This window comes from Acidovorax sp. AC410 (genome assembly GCF_979253235.1).
The window spans coordinates 1,893,606-1,909,871 of the sequence record NZ_CEEDCG010000001.1 but is presented as its reverse complement, the minus strand read 5'-3'; the positions used below and the strand labels follow the sequence as shown (position 1 = coordinate 1,909,871).

10 protein-coding genes are annotated in these 16,266 nt (G+C 67.2%); 7 read left to right on the top strand and 3 right to left on the bottom strand.

Annotation, left to right across the window (positions count from 1 at the left end; all coding sequences use genetic code 11):
• Window positions 1-97 precede the first annotated feature (97 nt).
• From AC0IZS_RS08810 to AC0IZS_RS08790, 5 genes are all read left to right on the top strand, one after another.
• Window positions 98-913 (top strand): ABC transporter ATP-binding protein, encoded by an 816-nt coding sequence (locus AC0IZS_RS08810; RefSeq protein WP_471635286.1) that lies wholly within the window; start codon window positions 98-100, stop codon window positions 911-913.
• On the top strand, window positions 910-2,709 hold the full coding sequence (locus AC0IZS_RS08805) for an AMP-dependent synthetase/ligase (protein ID WP_471635285.1): 1,800 nt from the start codon (window positions 910-912) through the stop codon (window positions 2,707-2,709). The genes AC0IZS_RS08810 and AC0IZS_RS08805 overlap by 4 nt, the downstream gene beginning before the upstream one ends.
• A gap of 9 nt (window positions 2,710-2,718) precedes the next feature.
• Window positions 2,719-3,516 (top strand): enoyl-CoA hydratase/isomerase family protein, encoded by a 798-nt coding sequence (locus tag AC0IZS_RS08800; protein ID WP_471635284.1) that lies wholly within the window; start codon window positions 2,719-2,721, stop codon window positions 3,514-3,516.
• Window positions 3,517-3,547: 31 nt separating this feature from the next.
• Window positions 3,548-4,735, top strand: coding sequence for an acetyl-CoA C-acyltransferase family protein (locus tag AC0IZS_RS08795; protein ID WP_471635283.1), 1,188 nt, complete (start codon window positions 3,548-3,550; stop codon window positions 4,733-4,735).
• A 175-nt stretch (window positions 4,736-4,910) separates the two neighbouring features.
• Entirely contained in the window at window positions 4,911-5,810 is a 900-nt protein-coding gene (locus AC0IZS_RS08790) for an EamA family transporter (protein ID WP_471635282.1), read from the top strand.
• On the opposite strand, the gene AC0IZS_RS08785 is transcribed toward AC0IZS_RS08790, so the two are convergent.
• Both AC0IZS_RS08785 and AC0IZS_RS08780 read right to left on the bottom strand, forming a co-directional pair.
• Window positions 5,794-6,684, bottom strand: a complete 891-nt coding sequence (locus AC0IZS_RS08785; protein ID WP_471635281.1) for a LysR substrate-binding domain-containing protein — start codon at window positions 6,682-6,684, stop codon at window positions 5,794-5,796. The genes AC0IZS_RS08790 and AC0IZS_RS08785 overlap by 17 nt on opposite strands.
• 46 nt (window positions 6,685-6,730) lie before the next feature.
• Complete coding sequence (locus tag AC0IZS_RS08780; protein WP_471635280.1) at window positions 6,731-7,789, bottom strand: recombination-associated protein RdgC; 1,059 nt, start codon at window positions 7,787-7,789, stop codon at window positions 6,731-6,733.
• Between the two features lie 311 nt (window positions 7,790-8,100).
• Between AC0IZS_RS08780 and AC0IZS_RS08775 the strand changes: the two genes are divergently transcribed.
• Window positions 8,101-8,634 carry a Spy/CpxP family protein refolding chaperone gene (locus AC0IZS_RS08775; RefSeq protein WP_471635279.1) on the top strand — a complete coding sequence of 178 codons (534 nt, stop codon included), beginning with the start codon at window positions 8,101-8,103 and terminating at the stop codon, window positions 8,632-8,634.
• Window positions 8,635-9,738: 1,104 nt separating this feature from the next.
• A protein-coding gene (locus tag AC0IZS_RS08770; protein WP_471635278.1) for an IS3 family transposase occupies window positions 9,739-10,979 on the top strand; the annotation gives its coding sequence in 2 pieces (ribosomal slippage) (window positions 9,739-10,096 and window positions 10,096-10,979; 1,242 coding nt in all).
• Between the two features lie 205 nt (window positions 10,980-11,184).
• Here the strand turns inward: AC0IZS_RS08770 and AC0IZS_RS08765 are convergent.
• Window positions 11,185-16,059, bottom strand: a complete 4,875-nt coding sequence (locus AC0IZS_RS08765) for an EAL domain-containing protein (protein ID WP_471635277.1) — start codon at window positions 16,057-16,059, stop codon at window positions 11,185-11,187.
• Window positions 16,060-16,266 lie beyond the last annotated feature (207 nt).

The window sequence follows — 16,266 nt, the reverse complement described above, 5'->3', positions numbered from 1 at the left end:
AAAGCCGGTTCCACGGCTGCGCTGGCAGAGCAGCGCCCACGGCATGCGCCGGGTGCGGCGCGGTTCGCAGTGCTCCTTCCCAGCCGCCGAGACCGTGATGCCGCACGCTCCTGAGTTCGTCCTCGAAGTCAACAACATCGAGGTCATCTACAACAAGGTCGTGCAGGCACTGCGCGGCCTGTCGCTGTCCGTGCCGCGCGGGCAGATCGTGGCGCTGCTGGGCAGCAACGGCGCGGGCAAGTCCACCACGCTCAAGGCGGTGTCGGGTCTGCTGGCACTCGAAGACGGCGAGGTGCAGGGCGGCAGCATTCTCTTCAACGGCCAGCCCACGGCCCACCTGGCGCCCCAGCAGCTGGTGCGCCATGGCCTGTCCCATGTGATGGAAGGCCGCCGTGTTTTCGAGGACCTCACGGTCGAAGAGAACCTGGTGGCCGCCACCTATGCACTCACGGGCCGCAAGGATGCAAAGCCCGATTTCGACAGCGTCTACAGCTACTTCCCGCGCCTGCACGAGCGCCGCAAGGGCCTGGCGGGCTACCTTTCGGGTGGCGAGCAGCAGATGCTGGCCATCGGCCGCGCGCTGATCGCCCAGCCCCAGCTGATCCTGCTCGACGAACCTTCTCTGGGCCTGTCGCCGAAGCTCGTGGAAGACATCTTCACCATCATCGCGCGCATCAACGCCGAGCGCGGCACCTCCATGCTGCTGGTCGAGCAGAACGCCACCGTGGCGCTGGCCGTGGCGCACCAGGGCTACATCATGGAGAACGGCAAGATCGTGATCGACGGCACGGCCGAGCGCCTGGCCAGCGACCCCGACGTGCGCGAGTTCTACCTCGGCATGGGTGGCGGTGGCGAAGCGAAAAGCTTCAAGGACATCAAGCACTACAAGCGCCGCAAAAGATGGCTGTCATGACCCTCCCCGAACTCACCCTGCCCCAGATGCTGCGCGAGCGCGCACGCACAGAGCCTGCGCGCGTGGCCATCCGACAGAAAGACTTCGGCATCTGGAAGCCCTTCACCTGGGCCAGTTATTACCAGCGCGCCTGCCACTTCGGGCTGGGGCTGCGCGCGCTCGGGCTGCCGGCCGGCGGCCATGTGGGCGTGATCTCGGAGAACCGCACGGAGTGGGTGCTGGCGCAGATGGGCGCGGGCCTGGTCGGTGCGGTCACCGTGGGCGTCTACCCCACCAGCCCCACCAACGAGGTGGCCTATGTGGTCGGCCATGCCGACATCGAGATCATGGTCTGCGAGGACCAGGAGCAGACAGACAAGCTGCTCGCCGCGCTACCCGAGCTGCCGCGCCTCAAAAAGATCATCGTCATGGAGACCAAGGGCCTGCGCAGCTTTGCACCCGAGGTGCGTGCGCTGATCGCCACCTTCGCCGAGGTCGAGGCGCTGGGCGCTGCATCCGGCCAGCAGGCGCTGGTGGACGAGGCGCTCGCGCGCCAGACGCTCGACGACGTGGGCCTGATGATCTACACCTCGGGCTCCACCGGCAAGCCCAAGGGCGCGATGATCAGCTACCGCAACATCCGCGGCGTGGTGCCCGGCATCGTCGATCGGCTGCAGCTCGATGCCGCCACCACCCACCTGTCCTACCTGCCGCTGTGCCACGTGGCCGAGCAGATGCTCACCAGCTTCGTGCCGGTCTACATCGGCTCACAGGTGAACTTCGGCGAGTCCATCCGCACCGTGCAGGAAGACCTGCGCGAGGTGGCGCCCACCATGTTCCTGGGCGTGCCGCGCATCTGGGAGAAGATGCATGCCGCCATCCACATCAAGCTGCAGGAGACCGGGGGCCTGCGCCGCCGGCTGTTCCACCGCGCCGTCGCCGCCTGCCAGCCGCTGGCCGAGAAGCCGCGCAGCACCTGGAGCCTGGCCGAGCGGGCCACCTTCGCCGCCAGCTACTGGCTGGTGTTCCGCGCGCTGCAGAACTTCATCGGCCTGCGCGATGCGCGCGTGGCGCTCACCGGGGCCGCACCTATCCCGCCCGATGTGGTGCGCTTCTTTCGCGTGCTCGGCTTGCCGCTGGTGGAGGTCTATGGCCTGACCGAATCCACCGGCATGGTCACGGGCCACCGGCTGGACCAGGTGGTGGTCGGCACCGTGGGCGTGCCCACGCTGGGCGTGGAGCACCGCATTGCCGACAACGGCGAGTTGCAGTTGCGCGGCGACATGGTGTTCGCGGGCTACTACAAGAACCCCGAGGCCACGGCCACGAGCATCGTCGACGGCTGGCTGCACACCGGCGACGTGGTGCGCGAAGAGCAGGGCCAACTCAAGATCGTGGACCGGCTCAAGGACATCATGATCACGGCGGGCGGCAAGAACCTCACGCCCTCGGAGATCGAGAACACCATGAAGGGCAGCCCCTTCATCAAGGAATGCATCATCGTCGCCGAGGGCCGCAAGTTCGTCGGCGCGCTGGTGATGATCGACTATGAGACCGTGGGCAAGTGGGCCGAGGCCCGGCGCCTGGCGTTCACGCACTTCCGTTCGCTGGTCGAGGCACCCGAGGTGCGCGAACTCATCGACACCGAGATCCGCCGTGGCAACGAGCGCCTGGCCCAGGTCTCGCAGATCCGCCAGTTCCACCTGCTCACCAAGGAACTGGACCACGACGACGGCGAGGTCACCGCCACCATGAAGGTGCGCCGCTCCAGCATCTACAAAACCTACGCTGCCGAGATCGAGGCGCTGTACCGCTGAGTAACCGACATGACCGACGACACCGAGGCTGCGCCTCCCGCACTGCTGCACGAGCGCCAGGGCGCCATCGCCACCTTGCGCTTCAACCGCCCCGCCGCGCTCAACGCCATCGACGTGCCCATGGCCCAGGCCTTCCTGGCCGCCGTGCAGGCCATTGCGGCAGACGCCAGCGTGCGCGCCGTGGTGCTGCGCGGCAACGGCAAGGGCTTCATGGCCGGCGGCGATCTAGCCACCCTGCGCGCCAACCCCGTGCAGGGCGCGATGGACCTGCTCGGGCCGTTGCACGCGGGCCTGGCCCTGCTGGCGCAGATCGATGCGCCCGTGATCGCCCAGGTGCATGGCGTGGCCGCAGGCGCCGGCCTGTCGATGCTGCTGCAGGCCGACTACGTGCTCATGGCCGAGGGCACGCGCCTGAACCTGGCCTACATCAACCTGGGCACCAGTTGCGACGTGGGCGCCTCCTGGGCGCTGCCGCGCATGGTGGGCCTGCGCCAGGCGCTGGAGATCGCGCTGCTCGGCGATGCCTTCACGGCCGAGGATGCGCTGCGCCTGGGCCTGGTCAACCGCGTGGTACCCATGGCCGAACTCGACGCCGCCACCACCGCCGTGGCCGAGCGCCTGGCCGCCGGCCCCACCGTGGCCTATGGCGCAATGAAACGCCTCATGCGCCAGTCGCTGGAACGCAGCCTGCCCGAGCAGCTGGCGGCCGAGCAGCAGGCCTTCGCGCACTGCGCCGCCACCGCAGACTTCCGCGAAGGCATAGCGGCCTTCTACGCACGCCGGCCCGCCCAGTTCAACGGGCGCTGAATTCCCTCTCTTCTCCTTCGACACATTCCCTATGAGCAGCCTCCAAGACGTCTACGTCCTCTCCACCGCGCGCACCGCCATCGGCACCTTCGGCGGCAGCCTCAAGGACGTGCCCAACACCGACCTGGCCACTACCGCCGTGAAGGCCGCCATCGCGCGCAGCGGCCTGCCGGCTGACGCCATCGGCCACGTGGTGATGGGCAACGTGATCCCCACCGACACCAAGGACGCCTACCTCGCGCGCGTGGCCGCCATCGACGCCGGCTGCCCCATCGAGACGCCGGCCTTCAACGTCAACCGGCTGTGCGGCTCGGGCCTGCAGGCCATCATCTCGGCGGCCCAGGCCATCGGCTACGGGGATTGCGACATCGCCATCGGCGGCGGCAGCGAGTCGATGAGCCGCGGCCCCTACTTCGACACCGCCGCGCGCTACGGCGCGCGCATGGGCGATGCCAAGAGCATCGACTACATGCTCGGCATCCTGCACGACCCCTGGCAGAAGATGCACATGGGCATCACCGCCGAGAACGTGGCCGAGCGCTACCGCATTGGGCGGGAGGCGCAAGACCAGCTGGCCGTGCAGAGCCAGCAGCGCGCAGCCCACGCCATCGCTGCGGGCTACTTCCGCGAGCAGATCGTGCCGGTGGAGATCACCACGCGCAAGGGCACGGTGGTCTTCGACACCGACGAGCATGTGCGCGGCAGCACCACACTCGAAGTGCTGGCCGGCATGAAGCCCGCGTTCAAGAAGGACGGCCTGGTCACCGCCGGCAATGCCTCGGGCATCAACGACGGCGCAGCCGCCGTGGTGCTGGCCTCGGGCGCGCGCGTGTCGGCCCTGGGCCTCAAGCCCCTGGCCCGCCTGGTCGGCTACGCCCATGCGGGCGTGGAGCCGGCCTACATGGGCATAGGCCCGGTGCCGGCCACACAAAAGGTCCTGCAGCGCACCGGCCTCACGGTGCAGGACATGGACGTGATCGAGGCCAACGAGGCCTTCGCCGCCCAGGCCTGCGCCGTGATCCAGGAGCTGGGCCTGGACCCGGCCAAGGTCAACCCCAACGGCTCGGGCATCTCGCTGGGCCACCCGGTGGGCGCCACGGGCGCCATCATCACCACCAAGGCCATCGCCGAACTGCACCGCACGGGCGGGCGCTATGCGCTGGTGACCATGTGCATCGGCGGCGGCCAGGGGATTGCGGCGGTGTTCGAACGGGTCTGATCGGCCCAGGCGCCTGCTGCCGGGCGCATTGCTGAACGCGGCGCAGCAATGCATGGCCATTGGCCATCAATCAGCGCCGCCATGTTTCTACGCTTGGGGACTTCTTCCTCCTTGCTGAAAAACATCCCGTGCTGCCTTTCACCGTTGTCTCGTCCCCTACCCGCTGGGGTACCCCATGACCTGGGTCGCCCTGGGTCTCTTCGCCGGCCTGGTGCTGGGCAGCTACGACTTTCTCACCAAGCTCGCGCTGCGCGACAAGGGCGTGCTCGAAGTGGTGCTGCTGTCCTCCGTGCTGGGCGCGCTCGTGTGGGCGCCGTTCCTGCTCGCGCCACCAGCGGCATCGCAGGTGCTGCAGCCCTGGGGCCTCTCTCCGGCACCCCTGTCCTGGCGCGAACAGGCCCTGGTGCTTCCCAAGTCGCTGATGATGGTCGCCACCTGGGTGCTGTCGTACTACGCGGTCAAGGCGCTGCCGCTGTCGATCTCGGCCGGCGTGCGCGCGTCGGGCCCGCTGTGGACGGCAGCGGGTGCCATCGTGCTGCTCGGCGAGCAGCTCACCGGGTGGCAGTGGCTGGGCCTGGCGGTGTCCATGCTGTCCTACCATCTGTTCGCGCGCATCGGCAGCCGCGAGGGCATCCGCTTTCACCGCGACGGCTGGGTGCTGTGCATGCTGGCCGCCACGCTGCTGTCCTCGGCCAACGCGCTGTACGACAAGCACATCCTCGCCGGGCTGCGGCTGGACCTGGCGGCCGTGCAGGCCTGGTCGGCGCTGCAGCGCGGCGTGATCGCACTGGCCCTGCTGCCCTGGGTGGGGCGCAGCCTTTCGCTGCGCGGCCTGTTCACGCGCCACTGGGCCGTGCCTGCGATCGCGCTGGCCTATCTGGCGGCGGAGTACCTCTACCTCGCTGCCGTGCAGACCGAGGGCGCCATGATCTCGGTGATCGCCGTGCTGCGCCGCAGCAACCTGGTCATGGTGTTCGCGCTCGGTGCCCTGTTCCTGCGGGAGCGCTTCATTGCCCAGAAGTCGCTGGCCATCGCCGGCGTGCTGGCCGGCATCGTGCTCACGCTGGCGGGCTGACCGGCACCAGGCTGCGGATCCAGGCCATCACCTGCTGCCCCTGCGGCGTGATGGCCATGCGCTGCGAGACGAGCAGGTAGTACGACTGCTGCGCAGGCAGAGCCACCTCGCCCAGGCGCACCAGCGCGCCGCTGGCCAGCAGGTCCTGCACCAGCGAGCGCCGGCCCAGCGCTATGCCCTGCAGGCCCAGCGCCGCATCGAGCACGAAGCCCGTGTCCGTGAACGCCATGCCCTGCTGGCGCGATGCCAGCACGCGGATACCCGCCTTGTCCAGCCAGGGCTTCCAGGGCTGGCGCGTGTGCGCGAGCAGCACCGCCTTGCGGAACGCGGCCGTGCCGGCCGGCACGCCCAGGCGCTCCAGGTAGGCCGGCGCCGCCACCGGGAACCACTCGTCGTCCATGAGCTTTTCGCAGTGGTAGGCGGCCGGGCGGGTGCGCGCAAAGCGCACGGCAATGTCGGCATCGCCCCGCTCCAGGTCCACGGTGTCGATGGAGGGATGGATCTCCACGCGCCACGCCGGCGGCTGGGCGCCCAGGCGTGACAGTGCCGGCACCAGGCGCCAGCGCGCGAACGAGGGCAAGGCGCTGATGCGCACCACCGGCAATTGCCCAGGATCGCCCGCGCCGAAGATCTGCTGCAGCTGGTGCAGCGGCTCCTTGAGTTGCTGGTGCAGGTGCGCCCCTTCGGCCGTGAGCGCTACGGCGCGCGTGCTGCGCACGAACAGCGGCTGCGCGAGCAGCCGCTCCAGCGCGCGGATGCGGTGGCTCACCGTGCTGTCCGACAGGTGCAGCTCCTCGGCTGCCTTGCTGAAGCTGCACAGCCGCGCCACCGCATCGAAGGCCAGGATCAGGTGGATGGGCGGAATGGCTTTCATCGACCGCAGGGAATGTCCATGCCCGTCACCGCCGCACCCATCTCGCTCAGAACGGCGCCGAATCCGGGTCGGTGTCCGCCGGTGCCATCGCCGGCCCGGTGATGGCGCGCCCCGCCACGTCCTTGCCGCGCTGCGGCGCAGGCACCGCAGCGGCCAGAACCGGTCCCGAAGGGCCACTGCCTGCGGGAATGGCCTGCGCAACAGCGCTGGCCCCAATGCCATCGGATTCACCGCCCAGCGCCTCGATCAGGTCGGGGATCAGCTTGGACAACTCGCCCGTGGCAATCGCCACGTCGGTGTCGAAGCTACCGTCATCGGCCTTGGTGCCTTCGAACACGGTGTCCAGAAAGGACACCTTCTTGATCTGCAGCCCCTCGGTCAGCATCAGCGAGACGCGATCGTCCCAGGTCAGCGCCAGCTTGGTGGGCAGCTTGCCGGCAGCGATGTGCGCCTGCACCTCTTCGATGTCCAGTGGGTGGCGCGAGTAGCGCACCACGGCCTTGGACTCATCGGCGCTTTTCAGCTCGCATTCGCGGTCCACGGTAAAGCCCACGGGCGGCTCCTGCGTGCTCAGCCAGTGCGACATGGCAGCCTGCGGGCTGGTCTCGGTGTACAGCAGCGAGACCGACAGGCCCGGCAGGTATTCGACCAGCAGCGAAACGACCTCGTCGGCACGGCCCTGGCTGGACGTGTCGAACACGATGGTGCGTGCTTCCCTGTCGATCCACACCCACATCGAGCCCTGCTTGGTGAAGGCCATGGGCAGCAGGTCGAGCTTGGCCTCTTCCTTGAGCTCCTTGCTTTCCTTCTTGCCCGGCTTGCGCCCGGTTTCCTTCTCGATGCGCTCGGCCTTTTCCTTCACACGGCGGTTGAGCACCGAACCTGGCAGCACCTTGGATTCGACCATGAAGCGCAGGATCCACTGCCCTCCCACCGACTCGACCATGGCGCCATGCTCATCGCCGCGCGGCGGCACCCAGCCCAGCGACTTTTCCTGTGTGGCACCGCACTCCATGAAGGGGGCCTTGGCCAGCGCCTCTTCCACCTGCGTCAATTCCACCTGCCATTGCGGAGCAATGCGGTACACGATCATGTTCTTGAACACGAAAAACCCTCTGGTTACCGGACGAAGCTGTCCACCGGTGCCATGCACGCCTGCGGCGCTGGCACGGAACCCTCCATTGTCGGTGGTCGGCGCCCCCTGCGCAGCGGGCCGCAGCGCAACACAGGGAAAATCCCGGCGCCTGCTCCGCTTTTGATAGCTGCAACCTCCCACAGGCAAAGACGATCTTCTTGTCACAACTTTACACTGGGACAAACAACGTGCATGCGGGCGATACATGGCAGGCAGACACTGCAGTCAACCGCTGGAACCACCGTTCCGGGGCCCTTCCTCCCTCTGAAAGGACTCTCACCATGGCTTTCCTGTCCCGCCACACCGTTGCTGTCGCCGTCCTCGCCGCCCTGGCCCTGCCGGTGCTGGCCCAGCCCACTCCCCCTGCCAACCCGCCCGCCGTGGGCGCGGCAGCCGCCGCCGATGCCCGCAAGGGTCCGGGCGAACACCGCGAGCGCCACCAGGCCCACAAGGCCCAGCGCGCCGCCGCGCTCAAGGAACAACTCAAGCTGACCCCCAACCAGGAGCCGGCCTGGAACAGCTTCACCGCCTCCATGCAGCAGGGTGACGGCCATGCCCGCCTGGACCGCAAGGAGCTGGACAAGCTGACCACCCCCGAGCGCATCGACCGCATGCGTGTCCTGCGCACGCAGCACGCCGCCGAGGCAGACCGCCGCGGCGAAGCCACCAAGGCCTTCTATGCGGTGCTGACGCCCGAGCAGCAAAAGACCTTCGACGCACGCACCCACCGCATGGGCCCGCACGGTGGCCATGGCAAGCATGGCCACCGCGGCCACGGCGACAAGCCCGCCGGTGCCGCAGCAGCGCAGAAGTAAGCAAGCGCCAGGTGCAACCCCCAGGGGCCCGAAAGGGCCCTTTCCTTTTTGGCCCACAAGGCGAGATGGCGGCCTGCTCAGGCGCCGCCGGAGGCGTTTCTACACTCCATCACATAACGGTGTGCGGTTCACCCAGGCCCCACACCCTCTGTGGATAACCATGGGCATGGTTCCCGAACAACCTATCGGTTATCCACAGAACTGCGCCGTGGCCAAAAGTTGTTGTCATCAGAGTCCAAAGTTCAACCCCCTCGCGCCACAGGGTTTGACGCCACGCAAGTGCGCGCCAGCATTGCGAAAAACGGGCTTGTCCACACAACAGCCCCTGCTCTACTACTACTGCTATTGATTTATAGAGCTATCAAAGAATAACAAGCAACACCCAAGGCAGGCCCGGTCGACCGTCCTGGCGCCTCTCGCGCAGGGCCGATGCCAAGACAACTGCGGCCGCTGGGTGCCTGCCTGCAGGCAGGGAGCGACCGTCCGTGCCCTTTGCAGACCGCTGAGGAGCACTTGATTGCACCTGGCAAGCCTGTGCAGGTCGTGGGGTACCGCAGGGGGCCTAGAGGGCTTCCAGGGGCCTTGCCGGTGGATCCGGTGGCCCGGCAGCCACCTTCCAGGTCCGCAGATGGCCGAAAAGGCAGGAGATGAACGCACAAGGCCGAACACTGGGTGAAAAAGGCCCTCGGTGCGGCAACTTCTCCCGGTACGGGCAGGTCCTTGTGCATAACTTTGGGGGAATTGCTGGCACAACCGCCCGGTTGTCCACAGCGAAGTGCCGTTTCCGATGGTTGTCCCCGTTGGCGCTACAGCGGGAACCGCGTGCCGCGCACAGGGTTTGGCGCGACGCAAGTGCTTGCCAGGACAGGGAAATTGGCACTTGTCCACACAAATACCCCGGCTCTACTACTACGACTATGTATTTATAAAGACTTTAAGAAGAAGACAGGGAACAACATTCGGTCGCCGCTCCACGCCCCTTCGTCGTCAGCCAAACGGGGTTCAGAAGCAAAAGGCGGCTGCGTTCTCTGCACCCCCTTCCGTACATGCCTGACCCGTCCTGCCCTGCGTTGACACCTTCCCTCCCCAAAAAGGAAAAGTGTCATGGAATCAAGGACCAAGCGCACGCAGCGCGACTACACGATGGCCTTTAAGCTGGCAGTTGTCGAGCAGGTAGAAAAAGGCCAGTTCACCTACAAACAAGCCCAGGTGCATTACGGCATCCAGGGCAAGTCGACGGTGCTGGCGTGGCTTCGCAAACACGGCAGACTGGGCTGGCCGCGTGCGGCATCATTGACGGCAATGCCCATCGACAAAGCCCCCAGCCCCCTCACACCCGAGCAAGAGATCAAAGCGCTGAAGGCGCAATTGCAGCAATCCCAGCAGAAGGCGCAGTTGTTCGAAGCCGTGATCGACGTGCTGCGCAAGGACTATGGGGTGCGCATCGTAAAAAAGCCTTCTGGCAAGTCCTCGACCAAGCCCTCATCCAAGGGCTGAGCGTGAGCAGGGCTTGCCAGCACATGGGCGTGAGTCGCCAAGCGTATTACCAAGGGCGCTGCCGACATGCCCAGCGCGTGGAGCACGCCAAGGTTGTCGTTCAACAGGTCAAGGAGCTGCGCATGCGCCAGCCTCGGGTGGGCACGCGAAAGCTGCATCACATGCTGCGTGAACCATTGGGCCTGCAGGGCATTGTCTTGGGCCGGGACGCCATGTTCGACGTGTTGCGCAACGCCAGGATGCTGGTTCCTCCTGGACGTGCGTACCACAAGACCACCCACAGCCACCACCGCTTCAGGCGCCATCCCAATCTGCTCAAGGTCGGGCCACAGCAGGTGCATGCTGCCCACAGTGAGCAAGTCTGGGTGGCCGACATCACCTACCTGCCCACCGCAGGCAGGTTCGTGTACCTGAGCCTGGTGACGGATGCCCACTCCCGCAAGATCGTGGGCTGGCACGTGCACGAGAGCTTGCAGACCGAGGAGGTGGCGCAGGCGTTGCAGATGGCGCTCAGGCAGCGCCAGACCCGCCAGCGCCTAGTACACCATTCGGACAGGGGGATCCAGTACTGCTCGACCTACTACCAGCAGCTTCACCGCAACCATGGCCTGACCTGCTCGATGACGGACGGCTACGACTGCTACCAGAACGCGTTGGCCGAGCGGGTCAACGGGATTCTGAAGACGGAGTTCCTGTTGAGCCGGCCACAAGACATCCATCAAGCCAGGCGCATGGTGCAGCAGTCAATAGAGATATACAACCACGAGAGGGTTCATCTGTCGCTGAAAATGCAAACACCCGATGCGGTGCATCGGGCGTCATTGGCCGGGTTGCTCCGGCTTGTTTAACCGTTTGAGGTGTCAACGCTATTCAGGACGGGTCAGCCCCTAAAAACCGGCACTACCGAAGCCAGTGCCCCCGCGCAAGGGCCGCCCCGCCGCGCTGGGGGTGTCCCCCTCCGGGAGAAGGCGCGAAGCGACTCAGAGGCTGGGAGTTTTTTGGCCGTGCAAGGCGGGCATGGATGAAAGACTCTCAGCCTCTCAGGGGGGCTTCTTACCCAGGACTGCGCAGGAAGGCCTCCAGGACGTCCACGGAGAGGGGTCGGCTGAAGAGGTAGCCCTGGTAGAGCTGGCAGCCTGCGCGGGCCAGCAGCTCGCGCTGCTCGGCCGTTTCCACGCCCTCGGCGATGACTTCCAGGCCCAGGCTGCGCGACAGGCCGATGATGGTGTCCACGATGGCCGCGTCGTTGGGGTCCGTCAGCAGATCACGCACGAAACTCTGGTCGATCTTGAGCTGGTCCAGCGGCATGCGCTTCAAGTAGCTCAGGCTCGAATAGCCGGTGCCGAAGTCGTCCAGCGAGAAGCCCACCCCATAGGAGCGCAGTGCGGTCATGGTGGCGATCGTGGTTTCCATGTCCTCCACCAGCAGGCTCTCGGTCAGCTCCAGCTTGAGCAGGCCCGAGGGCGCCCCCGTGATGGCCAGCACCCGGGCCACGTCGTCGACGAAGCTCGCATGGCGGAACTGGCGCGAGCTCACGTTGACGGCCACGGTCAGGTGGCTCAGGGCCGGGTCGTCCTGCCAGCTGGCCAGGAGCTTGCATGCGGTGTGCAGCACCCAGCGGCCCAGCGGCAATATCAGGCCGGTTTCCTCGGCCAGCGGGATGAACTGCGCCGGCGAGACCATGCCGCGCTGGGGGTGCGCCCAGCGCAGCAGCGCCTCGACCCCCACCACCAGGCCCGACTGGCGCACCTGGGGCTGGAAGTGCAGCAGGAACTCTTCCTGCGCCAGCGCCGAGCGCAGGTCGGTTTCCAGCGAGGCGCGTTCGGTCACCACGGCCTGCATCTGCGGGTTGAAAAAGCGCAGCGTGTTGCGGCCCGCCGTCTTGGCCTGGTACATGGCCAGGTCGGCCTGCTTGAGCAGCTCGCCCACGCTGGTCTGCCCGCCCGTGAAGGGGGCCACGCCGATGCTCGGCGTGCTGCGGTACTGGTAGCCCGCCAGCGCGTAGGGCAGGGCCAGCGTGGCCAGGATCTTCTCGCCCACCGAACGCGCATGCAGCACCAGTTCGTCGGGAAGCGGGCTCAGCTCCTCGAGCATCACCACGAACTCGTCGCCGCCCAGGCGCGCCACCGTGTCCACGGCGCGCACGCAGGTGTTCAGGCGCTGGGCCACCTGCTGCAGCAGCATGTCGCCCTGGTCATGGCCCAGGGTGTCGTTCAGGGTCTTGAAGTTGTCGAGATCGATGAACAGCAACGCCCCGCCGCGCTGGTGCCGCCGGGCGCTGGCCAGCGCCTGGTGCATGCGGTCCATCAGCAGCATGCGGTTGGGCAGCCCGGTCAGCGGGTCGTAGAACGCCAGGCGCTGGATCTCGCGCTCGGTGGCCTTGCGCTGGCGGATGTCGGTGTTGATGGCCAGGATGGAATGCGGCTGGCCGTTGTCGCCGCGCACCAGGGTCCAGCGGCCTTCCACGTCGATGGAGCTGCCATCGCGGTGCTGCTGCACGATCTCGCCGGTCCATTCCCCATGCTCCAGCGTGGCCTGGGTGGCGCGGCGAAAGTGCGTGGGGTCCTCGTACAGCAGGGTCTCGATCGACTGGCCCAGCACCTGCAGCTTCGACCAGCCGTACAGGCGCTCGGCGCTCTGGTTCCAGAAGATGATGCGGTGCTCCAGGTCGCGCACGATGATCGCGTCCTGCGCCTTGTCCAGCAGCGAGGCCTGGTGGCGTATGCGCGCATCGGCCACCTGGCGCTCGATCTCGGCCGAGGCGCGGGCCGCGAAGATCTGCAGGGTGGAGATGATGAAGTTCGGATCGGCGATGGCCTGGCGGAACAGCACGAACACCAGGCCCACCACCTCGCCATCGGCATTGCACAGCTGCTGCCCCGCGTAGCCGCGGGCCTGCACCATGCGCAGCACAGGCGCCTCGGGGTACTGCCGCTGCACGCCATCGGTCACCACGAACTGGCGCTGGTTCAGCAGCTGCAGGCTGGGCGTGCCTTCCAGGGTGTAGTCGGTAGGGGCCAGCAGCTGGCCATCGAGGACGGCCGCCAGCGTGCTCACCCGGGGTGGCTCGTCGTGGTAGTGCGGCAGCAGGCGCACCACGCAGCCGCCCTGGGCGTCGAGGGCGTCAGCCATGTTGCGCACCAGCTGCTCGAAGAACTCCGTGCCGGTGCTGGCCGATACGGCCGCCGCCACCTTGAGCACCGAGGCCTGCAGCCGCTGCTGCGCCTTCTGGGTGCGCAGGCTGGTGATGCCGAACGCCAGGTCGTTGGCCAGCTCCTGCAGCAGCGTGGTTTCCTCGGCGCTGACCTGCAGCACCTCGGGGGCGTACAGGTAGAGCAGGCCGAAGGTGCTGTCGCGGTCGCGCAGCGGCAGGCAGATCACGGCATGAAAGCCGTGTTCGAGCATGCGCGCGGTCCAGTCCATGAAGTAGCGTTCCGTGCGGATGTCGCGCACGATCTCGGGCTGGCCCGAGCGCACGGCGCGGCCGGCGGGCCCGCGCCCATAGGGCTCGTCCTCCGACCAGCTCAGTTTCAGGGTCTCCAGGTAGTTGTCGTTGTGGCCCGCATGGGCTACCGGTTCGATGGATTTGCGCTCGTCATCGCGCGCAAATCCCACCCAGCCCATGCGGTAGCCGCCGATGTCCACCGCGATCTTGCAGATGGCCTGCAGCAGCGTGGCCTCGGAGGTGGCGCGCACCAGGGTTTCGTTGCAGGCGCTCAACAGGCGCTGGGCACGGCCCATGCGCGCCAGCTCGGCCTCGTTGCGCACGCGCTCGGTCACGTCGGAGGCCAGCACCTGGCGCGCCGCCACGCCGTTGAAGTCGATGTTGCCCGCCGTGAGTTCCATGTCGATCAGGCTGCCGTCCTTGCGCACGTGCCGGCGCACCTTGGGGAGGCTGCGCTGCTGCGGGTCGATGGCGCGCAGCTTGCGTTCGGCAACCTCGCGGAACTGCGCCGGCCACAGGTCCTGCATGCGCATGCGCAGCAGCTCCTTTTCGCTGTAGCCGTAGTGGTACACCATGGCGTGGTTCACGGCCAGCAGGCGCAGGCTTGCGCGGTCGTACACCCACATGGGCTGCGGATGCTCGTCGAACAGCATGCGGTACTGCAGCTCCGAGGCATGCAGTTGCCCGGCCACGTGGCGCAACTGCACCATGGCCCCGAGCGATTCGGCCAGGATCTCCAGGTGCGCCACGTCGCGCCGCGAAAAGGCATTCGCCTGGTCCGAGGTGACCGTGAGCGAGCCCACCACCGCGTCCCCTGCGCGCAGCGGCGCGGCCATCACCGAGCGCACGCCACGGCGGTGCACCATGGACTGCATGTCCCAGCCTTCGCCCTCGGTGTCGTTGCAAAGCACCGTGCGGCCCTGCTGGAGCGAGGGCCAGAGAACGCTTTCATCCACCGCCAGCAGGTCGCCCTCGGGCCGCACCATGTCGCCGGCCGAGGCCTTGGCCGCCAGGTGCCGGCCCTCGAGCAATTCCACCATGGCGCCGCGCGCGCCGGTCTGGCGCTGCACCGCCTCGGCCACCATGTGCAGCACGTCGGCCAGCGGCATGTCCAGCGAGGAGATGCGCTGCTGCAGGTGCAGCAGCTCGGCATGGTTGCGTGTGTCGCGCTGGGCTTCGAGTTCGACCGCTTTCTGCGCACTGTGGTCGGCCATGCCACCGACCATGCGCACCGCGCGCCCGTTGCCGTCGCGGATCAGGAAGCCGCGGTCCAGCACCCAGGCATAGCTGCCGTCCTGGCGGCGAAAGCGGTACTCGGCCGACCAGTGGCTGTCGGTGCCGTCAATGGCCGCGTGGATGCCACGCAGCACGGCTTCGCTGTCCTCGGGGTGCAGCCGCAGCGTCCAGGAGGTACTGTCCGGCGGCAACTGGTCGAGCGGCACGCCGAACAGGGTCTGCATGCCCTCGTTCCACCACATGGCGTCGGTGGTGAGGTTCCAGTCCCAGATCGCATCGGCCGTGGCACGCGAGACAAGCTGGAAGCGCTCCTCGCTGCGCTGCAGTGCCAAGTCGGCCTGGTGGCGCGCCGAGATGTCCTGGAAGGCCCCCTGGATGCGCACGACACGGCCCTGCGCATCCCGCACCGCCTGGCCGGCGGTGCGCACCCAGAAATGCCGGTCCCCCGGCATGACGACCTCGGCCTCCAGGTCGAAGGCGGTGCCGTGCCGCAGACAGGCCCTGAACGCATTGCGCAAGGCGCTGCGGTACGGTGGCGTGTAGAGGTCCAGGATCTGGCCCACGGCACCCACCCGCCGGGTCAGCCCATAAGCGGCGGCGATCTCCTGCGACCAGCTCAGCCGCATGCTGGGCAGCTCCACGATCCAGCCACCGACCTGCGCGATGCGACCGGCCACGCGCAGCGTCTCGCCCTGCTCCACCAGTTCGTCGTGCATGCGGTCGCGCTGCTCCACCAGCTGTGCCAGCAGGCGCTGCTGGCGGCGCAGTTCCAGCTGCACCATGGCCTGCTCGGCCAGCACCTTGAGGCCGTCGAGTTGTTCAGCCCCCAGGGGCCGCACGCGGGTGTCCAGCACGGCCAGCGTGCCCAGGGCAAAGCCTTCGCCATTGACCAGCGGAACACAGGCGTAAAAGCGGATGTGCGGGCTGCCGGTCACCAGCGGGTTGTGCGAGAACACGGGGTGTGCGCTGGCATCGTCCACCACCACCGGTTCCTTGCTGCCATGCAGCACATGGGCGCAGAACGCGACCGCGCGGTCGGTCTCCTGAAACGGGATGCCCACGGCGGCCTTGAACCATTGGCGCTCGCTGTCCACGAAGTTGACCACCGCCATCGGAGTCTGGCAGATGCGCGAGGCCAGCAGGGCCAGCTTGTCGAAGGCATCCTCGGAAGGGGTGTCCAGGATGGCGTAGGACTGCAGTGCATGGAGCCGCGCAGCCTCAGCGGTGGCGTGCTCTGGATGCTCCATGGTCAGGCGCGCGAATCCGTGCGCGGTGGATAGGTTCTTGCGGGAAGCGGTGTAGCCAGCATGGAAGGAGAGAGCCCGAACCGGATTCGATGGTGAGGAAGAAGGTGGCAAAAAAAACGCGCAGCGAAACGCACCCGCAGCGTGCATGGGCGCCTGGCCCCTGTTTCTAGACGCAAATGGTGACCACTGCAACTCCAAAAGGACAAT